This is a genomic window from Pseudomonas sp. PS01270 (assembly GCF_029959775.1).
Classification (GTDB): domain Bacteria; phylum Pseudomonadota; class Gammaproteobacteria; order Pseudomonadales; family Pseudomonadaceae; genus Aquipseudomonas; species Aquipseudomonas atacamensis.
Map to the genome: position 1 here is coordinate 1 of NZ_JASCPT010000134.1, position 14,730 is coordinate 14,730.

Sequence of the window (14,730 nt, forward strand, 5' to 3'; positions counted from 1 at the left end):
AGCCTGCTCGCGAATGCGCTGTGTCAGTCACCGCATGTGGCGACTGATACACAGCTTTCGCGAGCAGGCTCGCTCCCACAGGGGATGTGCCTTGCTTACAGGCCTTCGCTCAACACCCGATCCAGCATGTCGACAAAGAAATCCACGCTCTGGCGCGACGTCACCATCGGTGGCTTGATCTTGAGGATGTTCAAATCGTCGCCGGTCGGCTGCATGAAGATCCCCAACTCGCGCAGGCGGTCACACAGCAACGCAGTCTCGGCGGTTGCCGGTTCCAGCGTCTGCCGATTGCGGATCAGCTCCAGCCCCAGATAAAACCCGGAGCCGTGCACCGCGCCGACCAGCGGATGTTTATCGATTAACGCTTCCAGGCGCGCCTTGAAGTAACCGCCGACGACTTGGGCGTTCTCCCAGAGCTTTTCCTCTTCCATCACATCGAGCACCGCCATGCCGATCTGACAACTGACCGGACTGCCGCCCGCCGACGAGAAGAAATAGCCTTCGGCCTCCAGCGCCTCGGCGATTTCCCGGCGAGTGATCACCGCGCCAAGTGGCTGACCGTTACCCATGCCTTTGGCCATGGTGATGATGTCCGGCACTACGCCCTGCTCTTCGAAGCCCCAGAAAAAATGGCCCATGCGCCCATAACCGACCTGCACTTCGTCAGCGATGCACACCCCGCCCTGCGCGCGGACCTTTTCATACACCTGCGGCAAATAGCCCGGCGGTAAAGAAATACCTCCGGCATTGCCGTAGACCGGCTCGCAGATGAAACCGGCCAGTTGCCGCTTTTGCTCGGCCAGTTTTTGCAGGTGATGTTCGACGCTGCGCACGTAATCCGGCGCCGAATCGGCGCCACGGAATTCGCCGCGATACGTGTTCGGCGCCGGCACTGGGTGCACCCAGTCCGGGCGACTTTCCAACGCTTTCGGGTTGTCGGCAATCGACGTCGATACCGCATCGGCACCGATCGTCCAGCCGTGATACGCCTCGAGCACGCTGATCATGTCGCGCCCGCCGCTGTAGGCCCAGGCCAGACGAATCGCCAGGTCATTGGCCTCGCTGCCGCTGTTGACCAGAAACACACGATCCATGCCCTTCGGCGCCAGCTTCAGCAAGCGCTCGGAAAACTCGGCGACCGCCGCGTAGTTGAAGCGTGAATTGGTATTGAGCAACGACCACTGCCGCGCCGCGACCGCCGCCATCCGAGGGTGACCGTGGCCGAGCACCGCGACGTTATTGAGCATGTCCAGATAGGATCGGCCGTGCATATCAATCAGGTGATTGCGCCAGCCGCGTTCAATGCGCGGCGGGTCAACGTAATAGTGTTTTTGCGTGCGGGCAAAACTGGCATCGCGGCGTTCGAGCAGGGTTTTCGCGTCCAGCTCAGGCTCGGCGTCGCAGGCCAGCCCGAGCAGCATCGCCGGTGACGGGCACAACGCCTGCCACGCCGATGCACGGGACGGCGTGCAGAACAGCGGCGCGTCGAGCTCTGCTTCTCGGCACAACTGCACAATCAGCGGCCCAGTGACTTCACCGAGTTTCTGGCCTCTATCCACTGCCACCCCATGTTCAAGAACAGGCGTCACGCCCCACAGGCGAACGCTGAACTGTGGGCCATCGAGTTGCAGCGCACCGTTTGCCGCTTGCTTCAGAATGCCGGCGAACGGTGCTTGCACTTCGGTTCCGGTCGGCACACGCAATTCGACATGCAACGGGAACGTATCCGGTTCAGTCGCACTGTCCGGGCGGGTACGTGACAAGCGGTACTGGCCATAACGCGTCGCCGCCAGCCCGTGCACCGCTGCGGCCTCTGTCAGCAAGCGCTGATCAATGCCCTGCTGCTCCCAATTGCCCGCCTCGAAGTGCGGGCTCAACACGCCCAGATCGATCAGCGCAAATTCACGCCCGACCAGCCCTGGCAACAACGGTGCAAATTCTGTGTTTTCGGCCTCTGGCACGGTCTGTCCCACGGCTGTGAGAATCGCCGCTTCCATCAGCGCCTGTGGCACCGATGTCGCGACGCGAAAGATTTCCCACTCGTGACTGAGATTGTCGCGGCTATACGTATTGGTGGGGTCGATGCTCACCTGTTGCTCGCCACTGAGCACCAGCACCGCCGCCCGGGCCACGATCAATGGCCACAGCGCTTGCAGCTCAGCGTACTGCAACGGATTGACCGCGTGATACGCCTGGACCGCCGGCAGGATGACAAACGGATCGCCATCGGCGTGATGCAGCAAAGCCGCACAGGTCACCGACAGATCGGTAATACGCCAGGTGCGCACCAGATCACCGAAGTCGATCACACCCTGCAACTGCCAATGCCGCCGGGCATCGCGCGCCCAGACGACGTTGTCATCGGTGATATCCATGTGAATCGCCTGCACCGGCAGTTTGTCCAGCAACGGCTGCAAACGGCGCTCGGCCTGCTCGGCGGCAGCGCTGATCGCCGCACGCTGCTGCGCGTCGGTGATCACCGGCAACAGATGACTGATCAAAGCGTTGGCGTGACGCGCGTCCCACTGCAAGGTGCGTTCAAGACCCGGGTGATCGAAACCTGCCAGGGCCAGATCCATCTCGCCACAGAGTCGGCCAAACCCGGCGACCACGTCCTGGCCAAGATGATCGAAATCGGTCAACGGCTGCCCGTCGATGTACTCGAGCAACCGCACATGCACCGTTTCGCCATTGGCTTGCAACGACAACAGATCTGCACCGTTGTTGGCTGAAATGACGCGAGGCACCTTGATCGCCGAGTGCTCGGCCAGATAATTGAGGCCTGCGTGCTGGGCTTGCAGCTCCACTAGGGCGTAATCGCCACGGCAGACTTTCAGCACGAAGCGTCCACGCTCGCTGTCGACGCGATAATTCAGATCCTGCTGGCTGCCCAGCGCCTGCAACGTGCCGCTGAACCCGTAATGTTCGGCCAGCCATTGCAGCGCCTGCGCCTCTGAAACCTGCGGACCTGGCAAACTGGCGCGATGAATCAACGTGGCGAGCGGCATGAAACGACCCCTGAAATTTTATTAGGCGCTTATATCGCCATTGCCTTGGCGGTTACGCAACCCCCGGCTTCAATGAACGCTCCATTTCAAACCCAACACTCGCGCCCCGCAGCGCTTTGCGCAAGAATGTCGGCCATTCACACCTGTCTATGGAAATCCTCATGAATGTCATCACCACCGATCTGCCCGGTGTTCTGATCATCGAACCCAAGGTGTTCGGCGACGAGCGCGGTTTTTTCTACGAGAGTTTCAATGCCAAGGCGTTTCAGGACGCTACCGGTCTGGAAACGCAGTTTGTGCAGGACAACCATTCGCGCTCGCAAAAAGGCGTGCTGCGTGGCCTGCATTACCAGTTGCAGAACACCCAGGGCAAACTGGTTCGCGTGACCGCGGGTGAAGTGCTCGATGTGGCGGTGGACATCCGTCGCAGCTCGCCGCATTTCGGTAAATCGGTGGCGGTGCGCCTGTCGGCGGAAAACCATCGCCAGCTGTGGGTACCGGAAGGTTTCGCTCACGGTTTCGTGGTGCTGAGCGAGTTCGCAGAGTTCCTCTACAAGACCACCAACTATTACGACCCGACCTCCGAACGCAGCATTCGTTGGGACGACCCGGCGCTGGGCATCGACTGGCAATTGGACGAAGCGCCGAAGCTGTCGGCCAAGGACCAGGCGGCCGCGCTGCTCAAGGACGCTGACGTCTTCGCCTGAGGCCGGGCATAATGCGCCTGTCCCTACAGGCGTATCCGGCACATGAAACCACCGCTCCCCCGCAGACCTCGCTGGCGCAGCCTCGCACTGTTGGCCCTGTGCCTGGCGCCGCTGCTGTGGCCGCTGGAACATCTTGCCGAGCGCTATTACCGCAGCGAACTCGCCGGGCAGAATCGCCAGACCCTTGATCTTTACGTCGCCAATCTGCTCGGCACCCTGCATCGCTATGAAGTATTGCCGCAGATTCTCGGCGACCTGCCGGCCCTGCGCGCGGTGCTCGGTGCGCCGGACGACGGCGTGACCCAAGGCAACGCCAATCGCTTGCTGAAAAACATCGCCGCGCAGACCGGCGCTGAAGTGATGTACCTGATGGACACATCCGGCCAGACGCTGGCGGCGTCGAACTGGGACAAACGCGACAGCTTCGTCGGCCGCAACTTCGCCTTCCGCCCATATTTCAGCGAAGCCATGGCCGGGCGCCTCGGACGCTTCTTCGGCCTCGGCACCACTTCCGCCAAACGCGGCTACTTCTTCGCCGCTGCTGTGCGCAACGGCGAGAAAATCATCGGCGTGCTGGTGATCAAGGTCGACCTCGACCATACCGAAAGCCTGTGGGGCAAAACCCCGGAACAATTGCTGGTGACCGACCATAACGGCGTGGTCATCCTGACGTCGCGCCCGGAATGGCGTTTCCGCTCCACCCGTGCATTGAGCGATGCCGAGCGCGCCGCGATCACCGCGATCCAGCCCTACCCGACCCGTGAACCGCGGCCGCTGAACCTGAGCGCCGACGCCTGGCTGACGCAGACCCACGACATCGCCGAAACCGGCTGGAGCGTGAGCATTCTCGCCCCGCGCACGCTGATCGATCGTCCGGTGCGCACGGTGGTTGCGATCGGCGGCGCCACGCTGTTGGTGGTGATGCTACTGGTGGGTTTGATGATGCAACGTCGCCGGCATTATCTGGAGCGCATCGCCTTTGAGGCCAAGGCGCGCCGCGAGCTGGAGGGCCGGGTTGCCGAACGTACCAGCGATCTGGAGGGCCTCAACCGGCGTTTGAAACAGGAAGTGCTCGAGCGTGAGCAGGCGCAGCAGGAGCTGGTGCGCGCCCAAGACGATCTGGTCCAGGCGGGTAAACTGTCGGCGCTGGGGACCATGTCGGCGAGCATCAGCCACGAACTCAATCAACCGCTGGCGGCGATTCGCAGCTATGCGGAAAACGCCGAAGTGCTGCTCGATCATCAGCGCACCGAAGACGCGCGCGGCAACCTCAAGCTGATCAGCGAACTGACCGGGCGCATGGCCTCGATCATCGCCCATTTGCGTGCCTTCGCCCGCCGCGATCGCCACGCACCGGAAAGCGTCGCTCTGCAACCGGCGTTGGACGATGCGCTGGCATTGCTGGCCAAACGTCGGCGCAGCATGGAAGTCGAACTGATTCGCGACTTGCCCGCCGCCACGCTGTGGGTCGAAGCCGGCGAAACCCGACTGCGCCAGGTGCTCGGCAATCTGCTGGCCAACGCCCTCGATGCGCTCACCGAAAAAGGCCCGCCGCGTAAGTTGTGGCTGAGTGCCGAAGCCACCGCCGACGGCGTCAATCTGTACATTCGCGACAACGGCCCCGGGTTCTGCATGGAGGCCCTTGGCCGCGCCAGCGAGCCCTTTTACACCACCAAGACCCGCACCCAGGGTCTGGGTCTGGGGCTGGCCATTTGTGAAACGCTGATGCGCGCCTTTGGTGGCGAGCTGTCGTTCGCCAACCACAAGCAAGGCGGCGCCCTGATCACCCTGCGCCTGCGCGCCGGCGCGCCCGGAGTCAGCCTGCAACCTTCCGAGGATAGAAGTGCATGACCATCGACAATCGCATCCAGGTAGTGTTGATCGACGACGATCCGCACTTGCGCCAGGCCCTCGGCCAGACCCTGGACCTGGCCGGCCTGAAAATCCTGCCGCTGTCCGAAGCCAAAGGGCTGGCGGCACAGCTTGAGCGTGACTGGCCGGGGGTGGTGGTCAGCGACATCCGCATGCCGGGCATGGACGGCCTCGAACTGTTGAGCGAGTTGCATGCACAGGATCCGGAGTTGCCGGTGCTGCTGATCACCGGCCATGGCGACGTACCGCTGGCGGTGCAGGCCATGCGCGCCGGTGCTTACGATTTTCTGGAAAAACCCTTTGCCAGCGATGCGCTGCTCGACAGCGTCCGTCGCGCCCTCGCGCTACGGCGGCTGGTGCTGGACAACCGCAGCCTGCGTCTGGCCTTGAGCGACCGCAACGAATTGAGCGCGCGACTGGTCGGCCATTCGACGCCGATGCTGCGTCTGCGTGAGCAGATCGGTGCGCTGGCGGCGACCAAGGCTGACGTGCTGATCCTCGGCGAAACCGGTGCCGGCAAAGAGGTGGTGGCCCGCGCGCTGCACGATTTGTCGAGCCGCCGCAACGGCCCGTTCGTAGCGATCAACGCCGGCGCGCTGGCGGAATCGGTGGTGGAAAGCGAGCTGTTCGGTCACGAACCCGGCGCTTTCACCGGCGCGCAGAAACGCCGCATCGGCAAATTCGAATTCGCCAACGGCGGCACGCTGTTCCTCGACGAAATCGAAAGCATGAGCATGGACGTGCAAGTGAAACTGCTGCGCATGCTGCAGGAGCGCGTCGTCGAGCGTCTGGGCGGCAATCAGTTGATCCCGCTGGACATCCGCGTCATCGCCGCGACCAAGGAAGATCTGCGCCAAGCGGCGGATCAGGGTCGCTTCCGCGCCGACTTGTATTACCGCCTCAATGTCGCGCCGCTGCGCATCCCGCCGTTGCGCGAACGCGGCGAAGACGCACTGGTGCTGTTCCAGCACTACGCCGATGAAGCCAGCGCCCGCCACGGCTTGCCGCCCCACGAACTGCAACCGGCACACCGCGCCCTGCTGCTGCGCCACACCTGGCCGGGCAATGTACGTGAACTGCAAAATGCTGCCGAACGCTTCGCTCTTGGGCTTGAGCTGGCACTGTACAACAGCGCTGATGGCAGCGGTGGCACGCCGGTAGAAGTGGTCAGTGGCGGCCTCAGCGAGCAAGTGGAAAACTTCGAGAAATCGTTGATAGCCGCTGAACTGGCGCGCTCGCACAGCTCGGTGCGCAGCCTCGCCGAAGCCTTGGGTATTCCGCGCAAGACCCTGCATGACAAGCTGCGCAAACACGGTCTGAATTTCGGCGACAGCAGCCACGGGGAAGACAACGAATGAGCAGCGAAAGCGAATACCTGCAAACGGTGCTGCATCACGACATTCCACTGACCGCCGAGATGGGCCTCAAAGTGCTCGAGTGGCGTGAGCAGCAACTGAGCCTGCACATGCCGCTCGCGCCCAACGTCAATCACAAGAGCACCATGTTTGGCGGCAGCCTTTACTGCGGCGCGGTGCTGGCCGGTTGGGGCTGGTTGCATCTGCGTTTGAAGGAAGAAGGGATTACCGACGGACACATCGTCATTCAGGAAGGACAGATCAGTTATCCGCTGCCGGTGACCGGGGACGCCGTGGCGATCTGCCCGGCGCCGGATGCGGCAGTCTGGAAACGGTTCGTGGCGATGTATCGGCGATATGGGCGGGCGCGGCTGACGCTGGATACGCGGATACTGAATGCGGGAAGTGAGGACGAGGCGGTGAGATTTACCGGCCAGTACGTTTTGCACCGTTGAAGATCAACAGCCCCTCACCCTAGCCCTCTCCCGAGGGAGAGGGAACCGATACGGGGATGCTACAGATTTACGTCGACCTGAAACTGCTTCGCCGAATCCACAATCGACTCGATTCTCCAGGTCCATGCATAGCGCCAGACAACTCGGTCGGCTCCCTCTCCTGGGGGAGAGGGCTGGGGTGAGGGGGAATTCCGGATCAGCAGTTAACCTCGAGCCAACTCCAACAATCTCTCGCGCCACGCAGCCTTCGCCGGCAGTGCCAGAAAGAACTCATTCAACAGCGATTCTCGCGGCGGATAACTGAACGCCTCGCCGTTCAGATCCAGCACCTCGCCTCCCGCCCCTTCCAGCACGCCCTGCGCCGCCGCCGTGTCCCACTGCGAAGTCGGCGCCAGTCGCGGATAGCAATCAGCAGCACCTTCGGCCAGCAGGCAAAACTTCAAGGAGCTGCCGATATTGGCCAGTTGCAACTCACCAAGGCTCGCGCTCAACCCTGCCAGCAAACGCTCTTGCTCGGGACTTGAATGTCGACGGCTGGCCACCACGGTAAACGCCTCGCCCGGCGCAGGCACATCGCGCACCTGTATCGCCACTGGCGTTGCGTCCTTGTCACCACGCCAGGCACCGAATCCGGCGCCACCGACGTAAAAGCGCCCGTTGGTCGGCATCGTCACCACGCCAAACACCACCCGGCCATTTTCGATCAGCGCGATGTTCACTGTGAATTCTTCGCTACCGCTGATGAACTCCTTGGTACCGTCCAGCGGATCCACCAGCCACCAGCGCTGCCAACCGGCGCGCACGCTCTGCGGGATATCGGCGTCCTCTTCCGAGAGCACCGGAATGCTCGGATCCAGCGCCGTCAGCCCGGCAACGATAAGGTGATGCGCAGCCAGGTCGGCGGCCGTCACCGGCGAATCATCGGACTTGGCGGTGACTTCGACGCCGGCACGCCAGAACGGCAGAATCGCCTCGCCAGCCTGTAAAGCCAGCGCAACCACAGGTGCCATCAGCGGATGGGGAAAATTCATCGACGTCTCACTCATAGCTGAATACCCCGCGCTGGCTCAGCAGGTCACGGGTCAAATACAGCGCCGCCAATGCGCGGCCCTCGGAAAATTGCGGATTCTGCGCCAGCGCCGACAGTTCGCGAAGGTTGACCTTGTCGACCCGCATCGGCTCCGGCTCATCACCCTCCAGCCGCTCTTCATACAGGTCGGTGGCCAGCACCACTTGGATTTTCTGGCTCATGTAACCGGGCGACAGCGACAGCTCGGTCAGATGCTCCAGTTGACGCGCGCCATAACCGGCCTCTTCCTTGAGTTCCCGCTCGGCCGCCGCCAGCACATCTTCGCCCGGCTCGATCAGGCCTTTGGGCAGAGACAGTTCGTATTCGTCGGTGCCGCCGCAGTATTCCTCGATCAACACTGCGTGTTCGGCATCAAGCATCGCGACGATCATCACCGCGCCGTAGCCCGCACCCTTGCCGACCAGACGCTCGTAAGTGCGCTCCACGCCATTGGAAAATCGCAGCTTGAGTTCTTCGACGCGAAACAGGCGACTGGTGGCGACGATCTCGCGGGCAAGTACGGTGGGTTTCTGGCGCATGCAAAGCTCCTTGGCGTGAACGCGCTACTATAACGCGGCTTTCCCGATTGTTTGCGTCGGATATCTTTTCACCGTTCGAGACGTTGCCATGCCTTCTTTACCGTGGTCCGACATCGATACCGTCCTGCTCGACATGGACGGCACGCTGCTGGATCTGCACTTCGACAATCATTTCTGGCTCGAGCACCTGCCTCAGCGCTACGCCGAAGTGCACGGCATCAGCCGGGCAATGGCCGAGCTGGAGTTGCAGCCGCTGTTCGAGCGCCACGCCGGCCAGTTGCAGTGGTACTGCCTGGATTTCTGGAGCGCGGAACTGAAATTGTCGGTGCGTGAACTGAAACAGGAAACCGCCCACTTGATCGCCCTGCGCGCCGATGCCGATACCTTTCTCGATGCAATCAAACGCGCAGGAAAACGGGTGATCATGATCACCAATGCGCACCGCGATTCGCTGTCGTTGAAACTGGAACGGATCGAACTGGCGCCGTACTTCGAGCGGCTGATCAGCTCGCATGACTATGGTTATCCCAAGGAGAACCCGCAGTTCTGGGATGCCTTGCAGCCGGACATCGGTTTTGATCCGGCGCGCAGCCTGTTTATCGACGACACCTTGCCGATCCTGCGCAGTGCACGGGATTTTGGCGTGGCGCACTTGCTGGCGGTGAAAGAACCGGACAGCCGCAAAGGGCCGAAGGACACAGCGGAGTTTGCCGCAGTCGAGGACTACCGCGATTTGATTGCAGGGCTTTGACGTCGCGTTGCTGCCATCGCGAGCAGGCTCGCTCCCACACTGAAATGCGTTTCAAATGTGGGAGCGAGCCTGCTCGCGAAAGCGCTTTCGAGTGTTATTCAGGAATACGCAGTACTTGTCCCGGATAGATCTTGTCTGGATGTTTGAGCTGAGGTTTGTTGGCCTCGAAAATCTTGTTGTACTGGTTGGCGTCGCCATACACGCGCTTGGAAATCGCACTCAGCGTGTCGCCCTTCTCGACCGTGACAAATTTTGCGGCGGCGGCAACGCCACCCGTCACGGTGATCTGATCGTCCACGCCACTCACGCCGGCGACGTTACCCAGGGCCAAGAGAATCTTCTCTTTCTCTTCCTGACTCGCCGCTTCACCCGTGGCGATGACCTTCTCGCCTTCAACCTTGACCTGGATCTTCGACGTATCGATACCGGTCAGCGCTTCCTGCACGTGCTTGGTCAGCGCTGCGCTGTTGGCCTCGGCCTTGTCCGGCGTCAGTGCATCGAGAATCTTTTCACCGGCTTCTTTCAAAAAACTGAACAGGCTCATCGCATTCACTCCATGTAATAAAGGGTCAGTCGTCCAAGCCTAGACCACCCCAGCCAAACCCGGTTCCGGTCCGACCAATGACGCTGCCGCGCCGCAGGCGGTAGAATCGCCACACCCCGCCAACCGCCCGGAGCGAAGATGGACATCAAGCAACTGAAATTCCTCATCGCCCTCGACGAAACCCGCCATTTCGGCCAGGCCGCCGCGCGCTGCCACATCACCCAGCCGACCCTGTCGATGCGCTTGCGCAGCCTCGAAGAAGAACTCGACCTGCCATTGGTCAATCGCGGCCAGCGCTTCGAAGGCTTCACCGCACCGGGCGAACGCGTGCTGGCGTGGGCGCGTACGGTGCTGGCAGCTTACGACGGCTTGCAGGCGGAAGCGGCGGCCTGTCGCGGCAACCTGATCGGTACGCTGCGCCTGGGGGTGGTGCCGCTGTCGAGCTTCGATCCCTTGCCGCTGATGCAACGACTGCACGCGGCGCACCCGGACTTGCGCTTCGAGCTGTCGTCGCTGAGCTCCGAGCAAGTGCTCGAACACCTGGCGAACAACCGCATCGACATTGGCGTGTCGTATCTGGAACGTCTGGACAGCGAGCGCTTCGATTCGCTGGCCTTCAACGAGACGCGCATGGGCTTGCTCTATGACGAGCGCTCGTTCAACTTCGGCGAAGAACCCCTGAGCTGGGAATCGCTGATCGAACTGCCGCTGTGCATGCTCACCAGCGGCATGCACTTTCGCCAGTCCATCGACCACAACTTCCACAGCCGTGGCCTGACCCCGCAACCGCTGTTGCAAACCGACGCAGTGCATCAACTGCTGCAAGCAGTACACGGCGGTTTTTGCTGCGCGATCATGCCGCTCGATGGCGGCGCGGAAACCCTTGCTGATCACCTGCGTCTGCAACCGATCGAAAATGCCCACACCCTCGCGCCGCTGGGCCTGATCATGCGCCGTGGCGCGCCGCGTTCAGCGCTGGCGGAAGCCTGTTTCGCGCTTTATCAGAAATCGTCAAAAGACGCTTGATCGACGGCATCTATCGGTAGATCGGTAATAGCGATTAGACGCGACAACTTGCCGCGCCTAGTCTTGACCTAGATCAAACCGTCGGTGATGCCATGAACGCCAAGCGCCCAGCCTGCGCGGCGCCAGCAATTGAAACGCCCGCGCCTGCCGCCAGCCAGACCTACAGCTACAGCGATCTACCCTTTGAGGCATCGGCCAGCACCGCGCTGGCCGAGGAAGTCGCGTTGGCGATCGCCTACAACGGCATCAGCCAGGCAGTGATGCTGGTTACACCGACCGACCTCGAAGATTTCATCGTCGGTTTCAGCCTCGGCAGCGGCATCATCGAAGACGCCAGCGATATCTACGATCTGCAACTGACAGGCGCAGGCTCGGCGCAATACGCGCAAGTGACCATCGCCAATCGCGCATTCTGGAACCTCAAACAGCAGCGTCGGCAGTTGGCCGGCACCAGCGGCTGCGGACTGTGCGGCGTCGAAGCCGTCGAACAGGCGCTGCCTGAGCTCAAAGTGTTGGCGGGCGCAGCCTTGCCACCGATCGAATGGCTCGACGGTTTGCGCCAGCGCATCGGCGCGTTCCAGCCGCTCGGCCAGCACTGCGGCGCGGTGCATGCTGCGGTGTTCATGAATGCCAGCGGCGAATTGCTGCTCGGTCGTGAAGACATCGGCCGCCATAACGCGCTCGATAAGCTTATCGGCGGGTTGATCCGCCAGAAGATTTCCACCGAAGGCGGCTTGGCGATTGTCACCAGCCGTTGCAGCCTCGAATTGATCCAGAAAGTCTTGCGTGCCGGCATCCAGACCCTGGTCAGCCTGTCGGCGCCTACCGGCCTTGCCGTGCAATGGGCCCGGCGCCACAACCTCAATCTCATCCACCTGCCGCAGAAAAGTGCGCCGCGGGTGTACAGCCCCGCGATGGAGAATCAAGCGTGAGCCAACATCATCAAGCCGACCAGAAACCTGTCCCGCGCTACAAGCCTTACAAAGGTGCCGCTGGCGGCTGGGGCGCCCTGATCAGTGTGGCCCAGGCGTGGCTGACCAGCGACAACGCCCTGAAAAACCTGCGCATGATGCTCAAGACCAACCAGAATGGCGGCTTCGACTGCCCGGGTTGCGCCTGGGGTGATTCGCCGGAGAGCGGCATGGTCAAGTTCTGCGAGAACGGCGCCAAAGCGGTGAACTGGGAAGCGACCAAGCGTCGCGTCGATGCGAAGTTCTTCGCCAAGCACAGCGTCACTTCCCTGCTGGAGCAGAGCGATTACTGGCTGGAATATCAGGGTCGCCTGACCGAGCCGATGGTCTACGACGCCGAGTCCGATCGCTACAAGCCGATCAGTTGGGAAGATGCCTTCGCTCTGATCGGCAAGCACCTGCGCAATCTGCCGAGCCCGGATCAGGCCGAGTTCTACACCTCGGGACGCGCCAGCAACGAAGCGGCGTATCTGTATCAACTGTTCGTGCGGGCTTACGGCACCAACAATTTCCCTGACTGTTCGAACATGTGCCATGAGGCCAGTGGCGTGGCGCTGGCGCAAAGCGTCGGTGTCGGCAAAGGCACGGTGACCTTCGACGACTTCGAACACGCCGACGCGATTTTCGTCTGGGGCCAGAACCCCGGTACCAACCATCCCCGCATGCTCGAACCGTTGCGTGAAGCGGTGAAACGCGGCGCCCAAGTGGTATGCATCAACCCGCTGAAAGAGCGCGGTCTGGAGCGCTTCCAGCATCCCCAGCACCCGATCGAAATGCTCACCAACGGCGACAAGCCGACCAACACCGCGTACTTCCGCCCGGCCCTCGGCGGCGACATGGCAGTGCTGCGCGGCATGGCCAAGTTCCTTCTGCAATGGGAACGTGATGCGCAGAAGGCAGGCGAGCCGGCGGTGTTCGACCATGATTTCCTCAATGCCCACAGCGCTAACGTGCTGGAGTACCTCGCCACTGTCGACGACACCTCGTGGGAGCAGATCGTCGAGCAATCGGGGCTGACCCTGGTCGAGATCGAGCAAGCCGCGCGCATGTACGCCAAAGGCAAGAACGTGATCATGTGCTGGGCCATGGGCATCACCCAGCACCGTCATTCGGTGCCGACCATTCAGGAAATCGCCAACCTGATGCTGCTGCGCGGCAATATCGGCAAACCTGGCGCCGGTCTGTGCCCGGTGCGTGGTCACAGCAACGTGCAGGGCGACCGCACCATGGGCATCAACGAGCGTCCACCGGTGGCGTTCCTCGACTCGCTGGAGCGTCGCTTCCAGTTCAAGGTGCCACGCCACAATGGCCACAACGTGGTCGAGGCGATTCATGCGATGGCCGAAGGTCGCGCCAAGGTATTCATCGGCTTGGGCGGCAACTTTGCCCAGGCCACGCCGGACAGCTCGCGCACCTTCGAAGCGCTGAGCAACTGTGACCTGACCGTGCAGATCAGCACCAAACTCAACCGCAGCCACCTCGCTCACGGCAAAGACGCGCTGATCCTGCCGTGCCTGGGCCGTACCGACATCGATATCCAGACCGAAGGCCCGCAAGCGGTCACCGTGGAAGACTCGTTCAGCATGGTCCACGCGTCCAACGGCCAGTTGCAGCCGCTGTCGAACCAGATGCGCTCGGAACCGTCGATCATTGCCGGCATCGCTGCCGCGACGCTGGGCAGCCAACCGGTCGACTGGAACTGGCTGGTGGCCGATTACGGGCGCATTCGCGAACTGATCGCCGACACCATCCCGAGTTTCAAAGACTTCAACGACAAGATCAAAAACCCGGGCGGCTTCTATCTGGGCAACTCGGCTGGCGTTCGCAAGTGGAACACGCCGTCGGGCCGTGCCAATTTCCGCGCCAACCAGTTGCCGAAAGATCTGGTTCACGAACGCACCCGCGCCACCGGGCAGGTGCCGGATCTGATCCTGCAATCAATGCGCTCCCACGATCAGTACAACACGACGATCTATGGTCTCGACGACCGTTATCGCGGCGTGAAGGGCCAGCGTGACGTGCTGTTTGCCAACGAGGCCGACATCATTCGCCTGGGCTTCCGTCCAGGGCAGAAGGCCGACATCGTGTCGATCTGGGACGATGGTCGCGAGCGTCGGGTGAAAGGTTTTACATTGTTGGCGTTCGATATTCCTGCGGGGCAGGCGGCGGCGTACTATCCGGAGGTCAATCCGCTGGTGCCGCTGGAAAGTACGGGTGATGGCAGCCACACGCCGACGTCGAAGTTCATTGCGATCCGGCTGGAAGCGGCGAGTGAGACGGGGTTGATCATGGCCAAGTCGGCTTGACCCGGCGCTTGGAATGACCTCTTCGCGAGCAGGCTCGCTCCCACACTTGGAATGCATTTCAAATGTGGGAGCGAGCCTGCTCGCGAAAGCCATCGACCTGTCAACAGATCTGCCGTGGCAAAGATTT

Annotated in this window: 12 protein-coding genes; 8 read left to right on the forward strand and 4 right to left on the reverse strand. The window is 61.9% G+C overall.

What is annotated here, in order from left to right:
* Positions 1–95 precede the first annotated feature (95 nt).
* Positions 96–3,008 carry an aminotransferase gene (locus tag QMX86_RS24135; RefSeq protein ID WP_282387008.1) on the reverse strand — a complete coding sequence of 971 codons (2,913 nt, stop codon included), beginning with the start codon at positions 3,006–3,008 and terminating at the stop codon, positions 96–98.
* Between the two features lie 161 nt (positions 3,009–3,169).
* Here QMX86_RS24135 and rfbC point away from each other — a divergent pair, with 161 nt between their 5' ends.
* The 4 genes from rfbC to QMX86_RS24155 are packed head-to-tail and all read left to right on the forward strand — an operon-like array spanning position 3,170 to position 7,397.
* Entirely contained in the window at positions 3,170–3,715 is a 546-nt protein-coding gene (gene rfbC, locus QMX86_RS24140; protein ID WP_110644793.1) for a dTDP-4-dehydrorhamnose 3,5-epimerase, read from the forward strand.
* Between the two features lie 42 nt (positions 3,716–3,757).
* Entirely contained in the window at positions 3,758–5,566 is a 1,809-nt protein-coding gene (locus QMX86_RS24145) for an ATP-binding protein (protein WP_122508427.1), read from the forward strand.
* Positions 5,563–6,945 (forward strand): sigma-54 dependent transcriptional regulator, encoded by a 1,383-nt coding sequence (locus QMX86_RS24150; RefSeq protein ID WP_282387009.1) that lies wholly within the window; start codon positions 5,563–5,565, stop codon positions 6,943–6,945. Before QMX86_RS24145 ends, QMX86_RS24150 begins: the two co-directional genes overlap by 4 nt.
* Entirely contained in the window at positions 6,942–7,397 is a 456-nt protein-coding gene (locus QMX86_RS24155) for a thioesterase domain-containing protein (protein WP_243241511.1), read from the forward strand. The genes QMX86_RS24150 and QMX86_RS24155 overlap by 4 nt, the downstream gene beginning before the upstream one ends.
* 203 nt (positions 7,398–7,600) lie before the next feature.
* Here the strand turns inward: QMX86_RS24155 and cysQ are convergent, their stop codons facing one another.
* Positions 7,601–8,428 carry a 3'(2'),5'-bisphosphate nucleotidase CysQ gene (gene cysQ / locus QMX86_RS24160; protein ID WP_122705241.1) on the reverse strand — a complete coding sequence of 276 codons (828 nt, stop codon included), beginning with the start codon at positions 8,426–8,428 and terminating at the stop codon, positions 7,601–7,603.
* 7 nt (positions 8,429–8,435) lie between these two features.
* Positions 8,436–9,005, reverse strand: coding sequence for an ADP compounds hydrolase NudE (gene nudE, locus QMX86_RS24165; RefSeq protein WP_016772166.1), 570 nt, complete (start codon positions 9,003–9,005; stop codon positions 8,436–8,438).
* 88 nt (positions 9,006–9,093) lie between these two features.
* Between nudE and yrfG the strand changes: the two genes are divergently transcribed.
* Positions 9,094–9,756 (forward strand): GMP/IMP nucleotidase, encoded by a 663-nt coding sequence (yrfG, locus tag QMX86_RS24170; RefSeq protein WP_282387010.1) that lies wholly within the window; start codon positions 9,094–9,096, stop codon positions 9,754–9,756.
* Positions 9,757–9,850: 94 nt separating this feature from the next.
* Here the strand turns inward: yrfG and lysM are convergent, their stop codons facing one another.
* Positions 9,851–10,300 (reverse strand): peptidoglycan-binding protein LysM, encoded by a 450-nt coding sequence (gene lysM, locus QMX86_RS24175; protein WP_016772168.1) that lies wholly within the window; start codon positions 10,298–10,300, stop codon positions 9,851–9,853.
* A 138-nt stretch (positions 10,301–10,438) separates the two neighbouring features.
* On the opposite strand from lysM, the gene QMX86_RS24180 reads away from it, so the two are divergent.
* The 3 genes from QMX86_RS24180 (at position 10,439) to QMX86_RS24190 (ending at position 14,603) form a co-directional block, all read left to right on the forward strand.
* Positions 10,439–11,326 (forward strand): LysR family transcriptional regulator, encoded by an 888-nt coding sequence (locus tag QMX86_RS24180; protein ID WP_024011190.1) that lies wholly within the window; start codon positions 10,439–10,441, stop codon positions 11,324–11,326.
* A gap of 92 nt (positions 11,327–11,418) precedes the next feature.
* The gene (fdhD, locus tag QMX86_RS24185) at positions 11,419–12,258 is read left to right on the forward strand and encodes a formate dehydrogenase accessory sulfurtransferase FdhD (protein ID WP_073471528.1); all 840 of its coding nucleotides are present in this window, start codon (positions 11,419–11,421) and stop codon (positions 12,256–12,258) included.
* Positions 12,255–14,603, forward strand: coding sequence for an FdhF/YdeP family oxidoreductase (locus QMX86_RS24190; RefSeq protein WP_282387540.1), 2,349 nt, complete (start codon positions 12,255–12,257; stop codon positions 14,601–14,603). The genes fdhD and QMX86_RS24190 overlap by 4 nt, the downstream gene beginning before the upstream one ends.
* Positions 14,604–14,730 lie beyond the last annotated feature (127 nt).

Coding starts and splice junctions, on each gene's coding strand:
- QMX86_RS24135 (WP_282387008.1), bottom strand. CDS start 3,008: ATGCCGCTCGCCACGTTGATTCATCGCGCCAGTTTGCCAGGTCCGCAG.
- rfbC (WP_110644793.1), top strand. CDS start 3,170: ATGAATGTCATCACCACCGATCTGCCCGGTGTTCTGATCATCGAACCC.
- QMX86_RS24145 (WP_122508427.1), top strand. CDS start 3,758: ATGAAACCACCGCTCCCCCGCAGACCTCGCTGGCGCAGCCTCGCACTG.
- QMX86_RS24150 (WP_282387009.1), top strand. CDS start 5,563: ATGACCATCGACAATCGCATCCAGGTAGTGTTGATCGACGACGATCCG.
- QMX86_RS24155 (WP_243241511.1), top strand. CDS start 6,942: ATGAGCAGCGAAAGCGAATACCTGCAAACGGTGCTGCATCACGACATT.
- cysQ (WP_122705241.1), bottom strand. CDS start 8,428: ATGAATTTTCCCCATCCGCTGATGGCACCTGTGGTTGCGCTGGCTTTA.
- nudE (WP_016772166.1), bottom strand. CDS start 9,005: ATGCGCCAGAAACCCACCGTACTTGCCCGCGAGATCGTCGCCACCAGT.
- yrfG (WP_282387010.1), top strand. CDS start 9,094: ATGCCTTCTTTACCGTGGTCCGACATCGATACCGTCCTGCTCGACATG.
- lysM (WP_016772168.1), bottom strand. CDS start 10,300: ATGAGCCTGTTCAGTTTTTTGAAAGAAGCCGGTGAAAAGATTCTCGAT.
- QMX86_RS24180 (WP_024011190.1), top strand. CDS start 10,439: ATGGACATCAAGCAACTGAAATTCCTCATCGCCCTCGACGAAACCCGC.
- fdhD (WP_073471528.1), top strand. CDS start 11,419: ATGAACGCCAAGCGCCCAGCCTGCGCGGCGCCAGCAATTGAAACGCCC.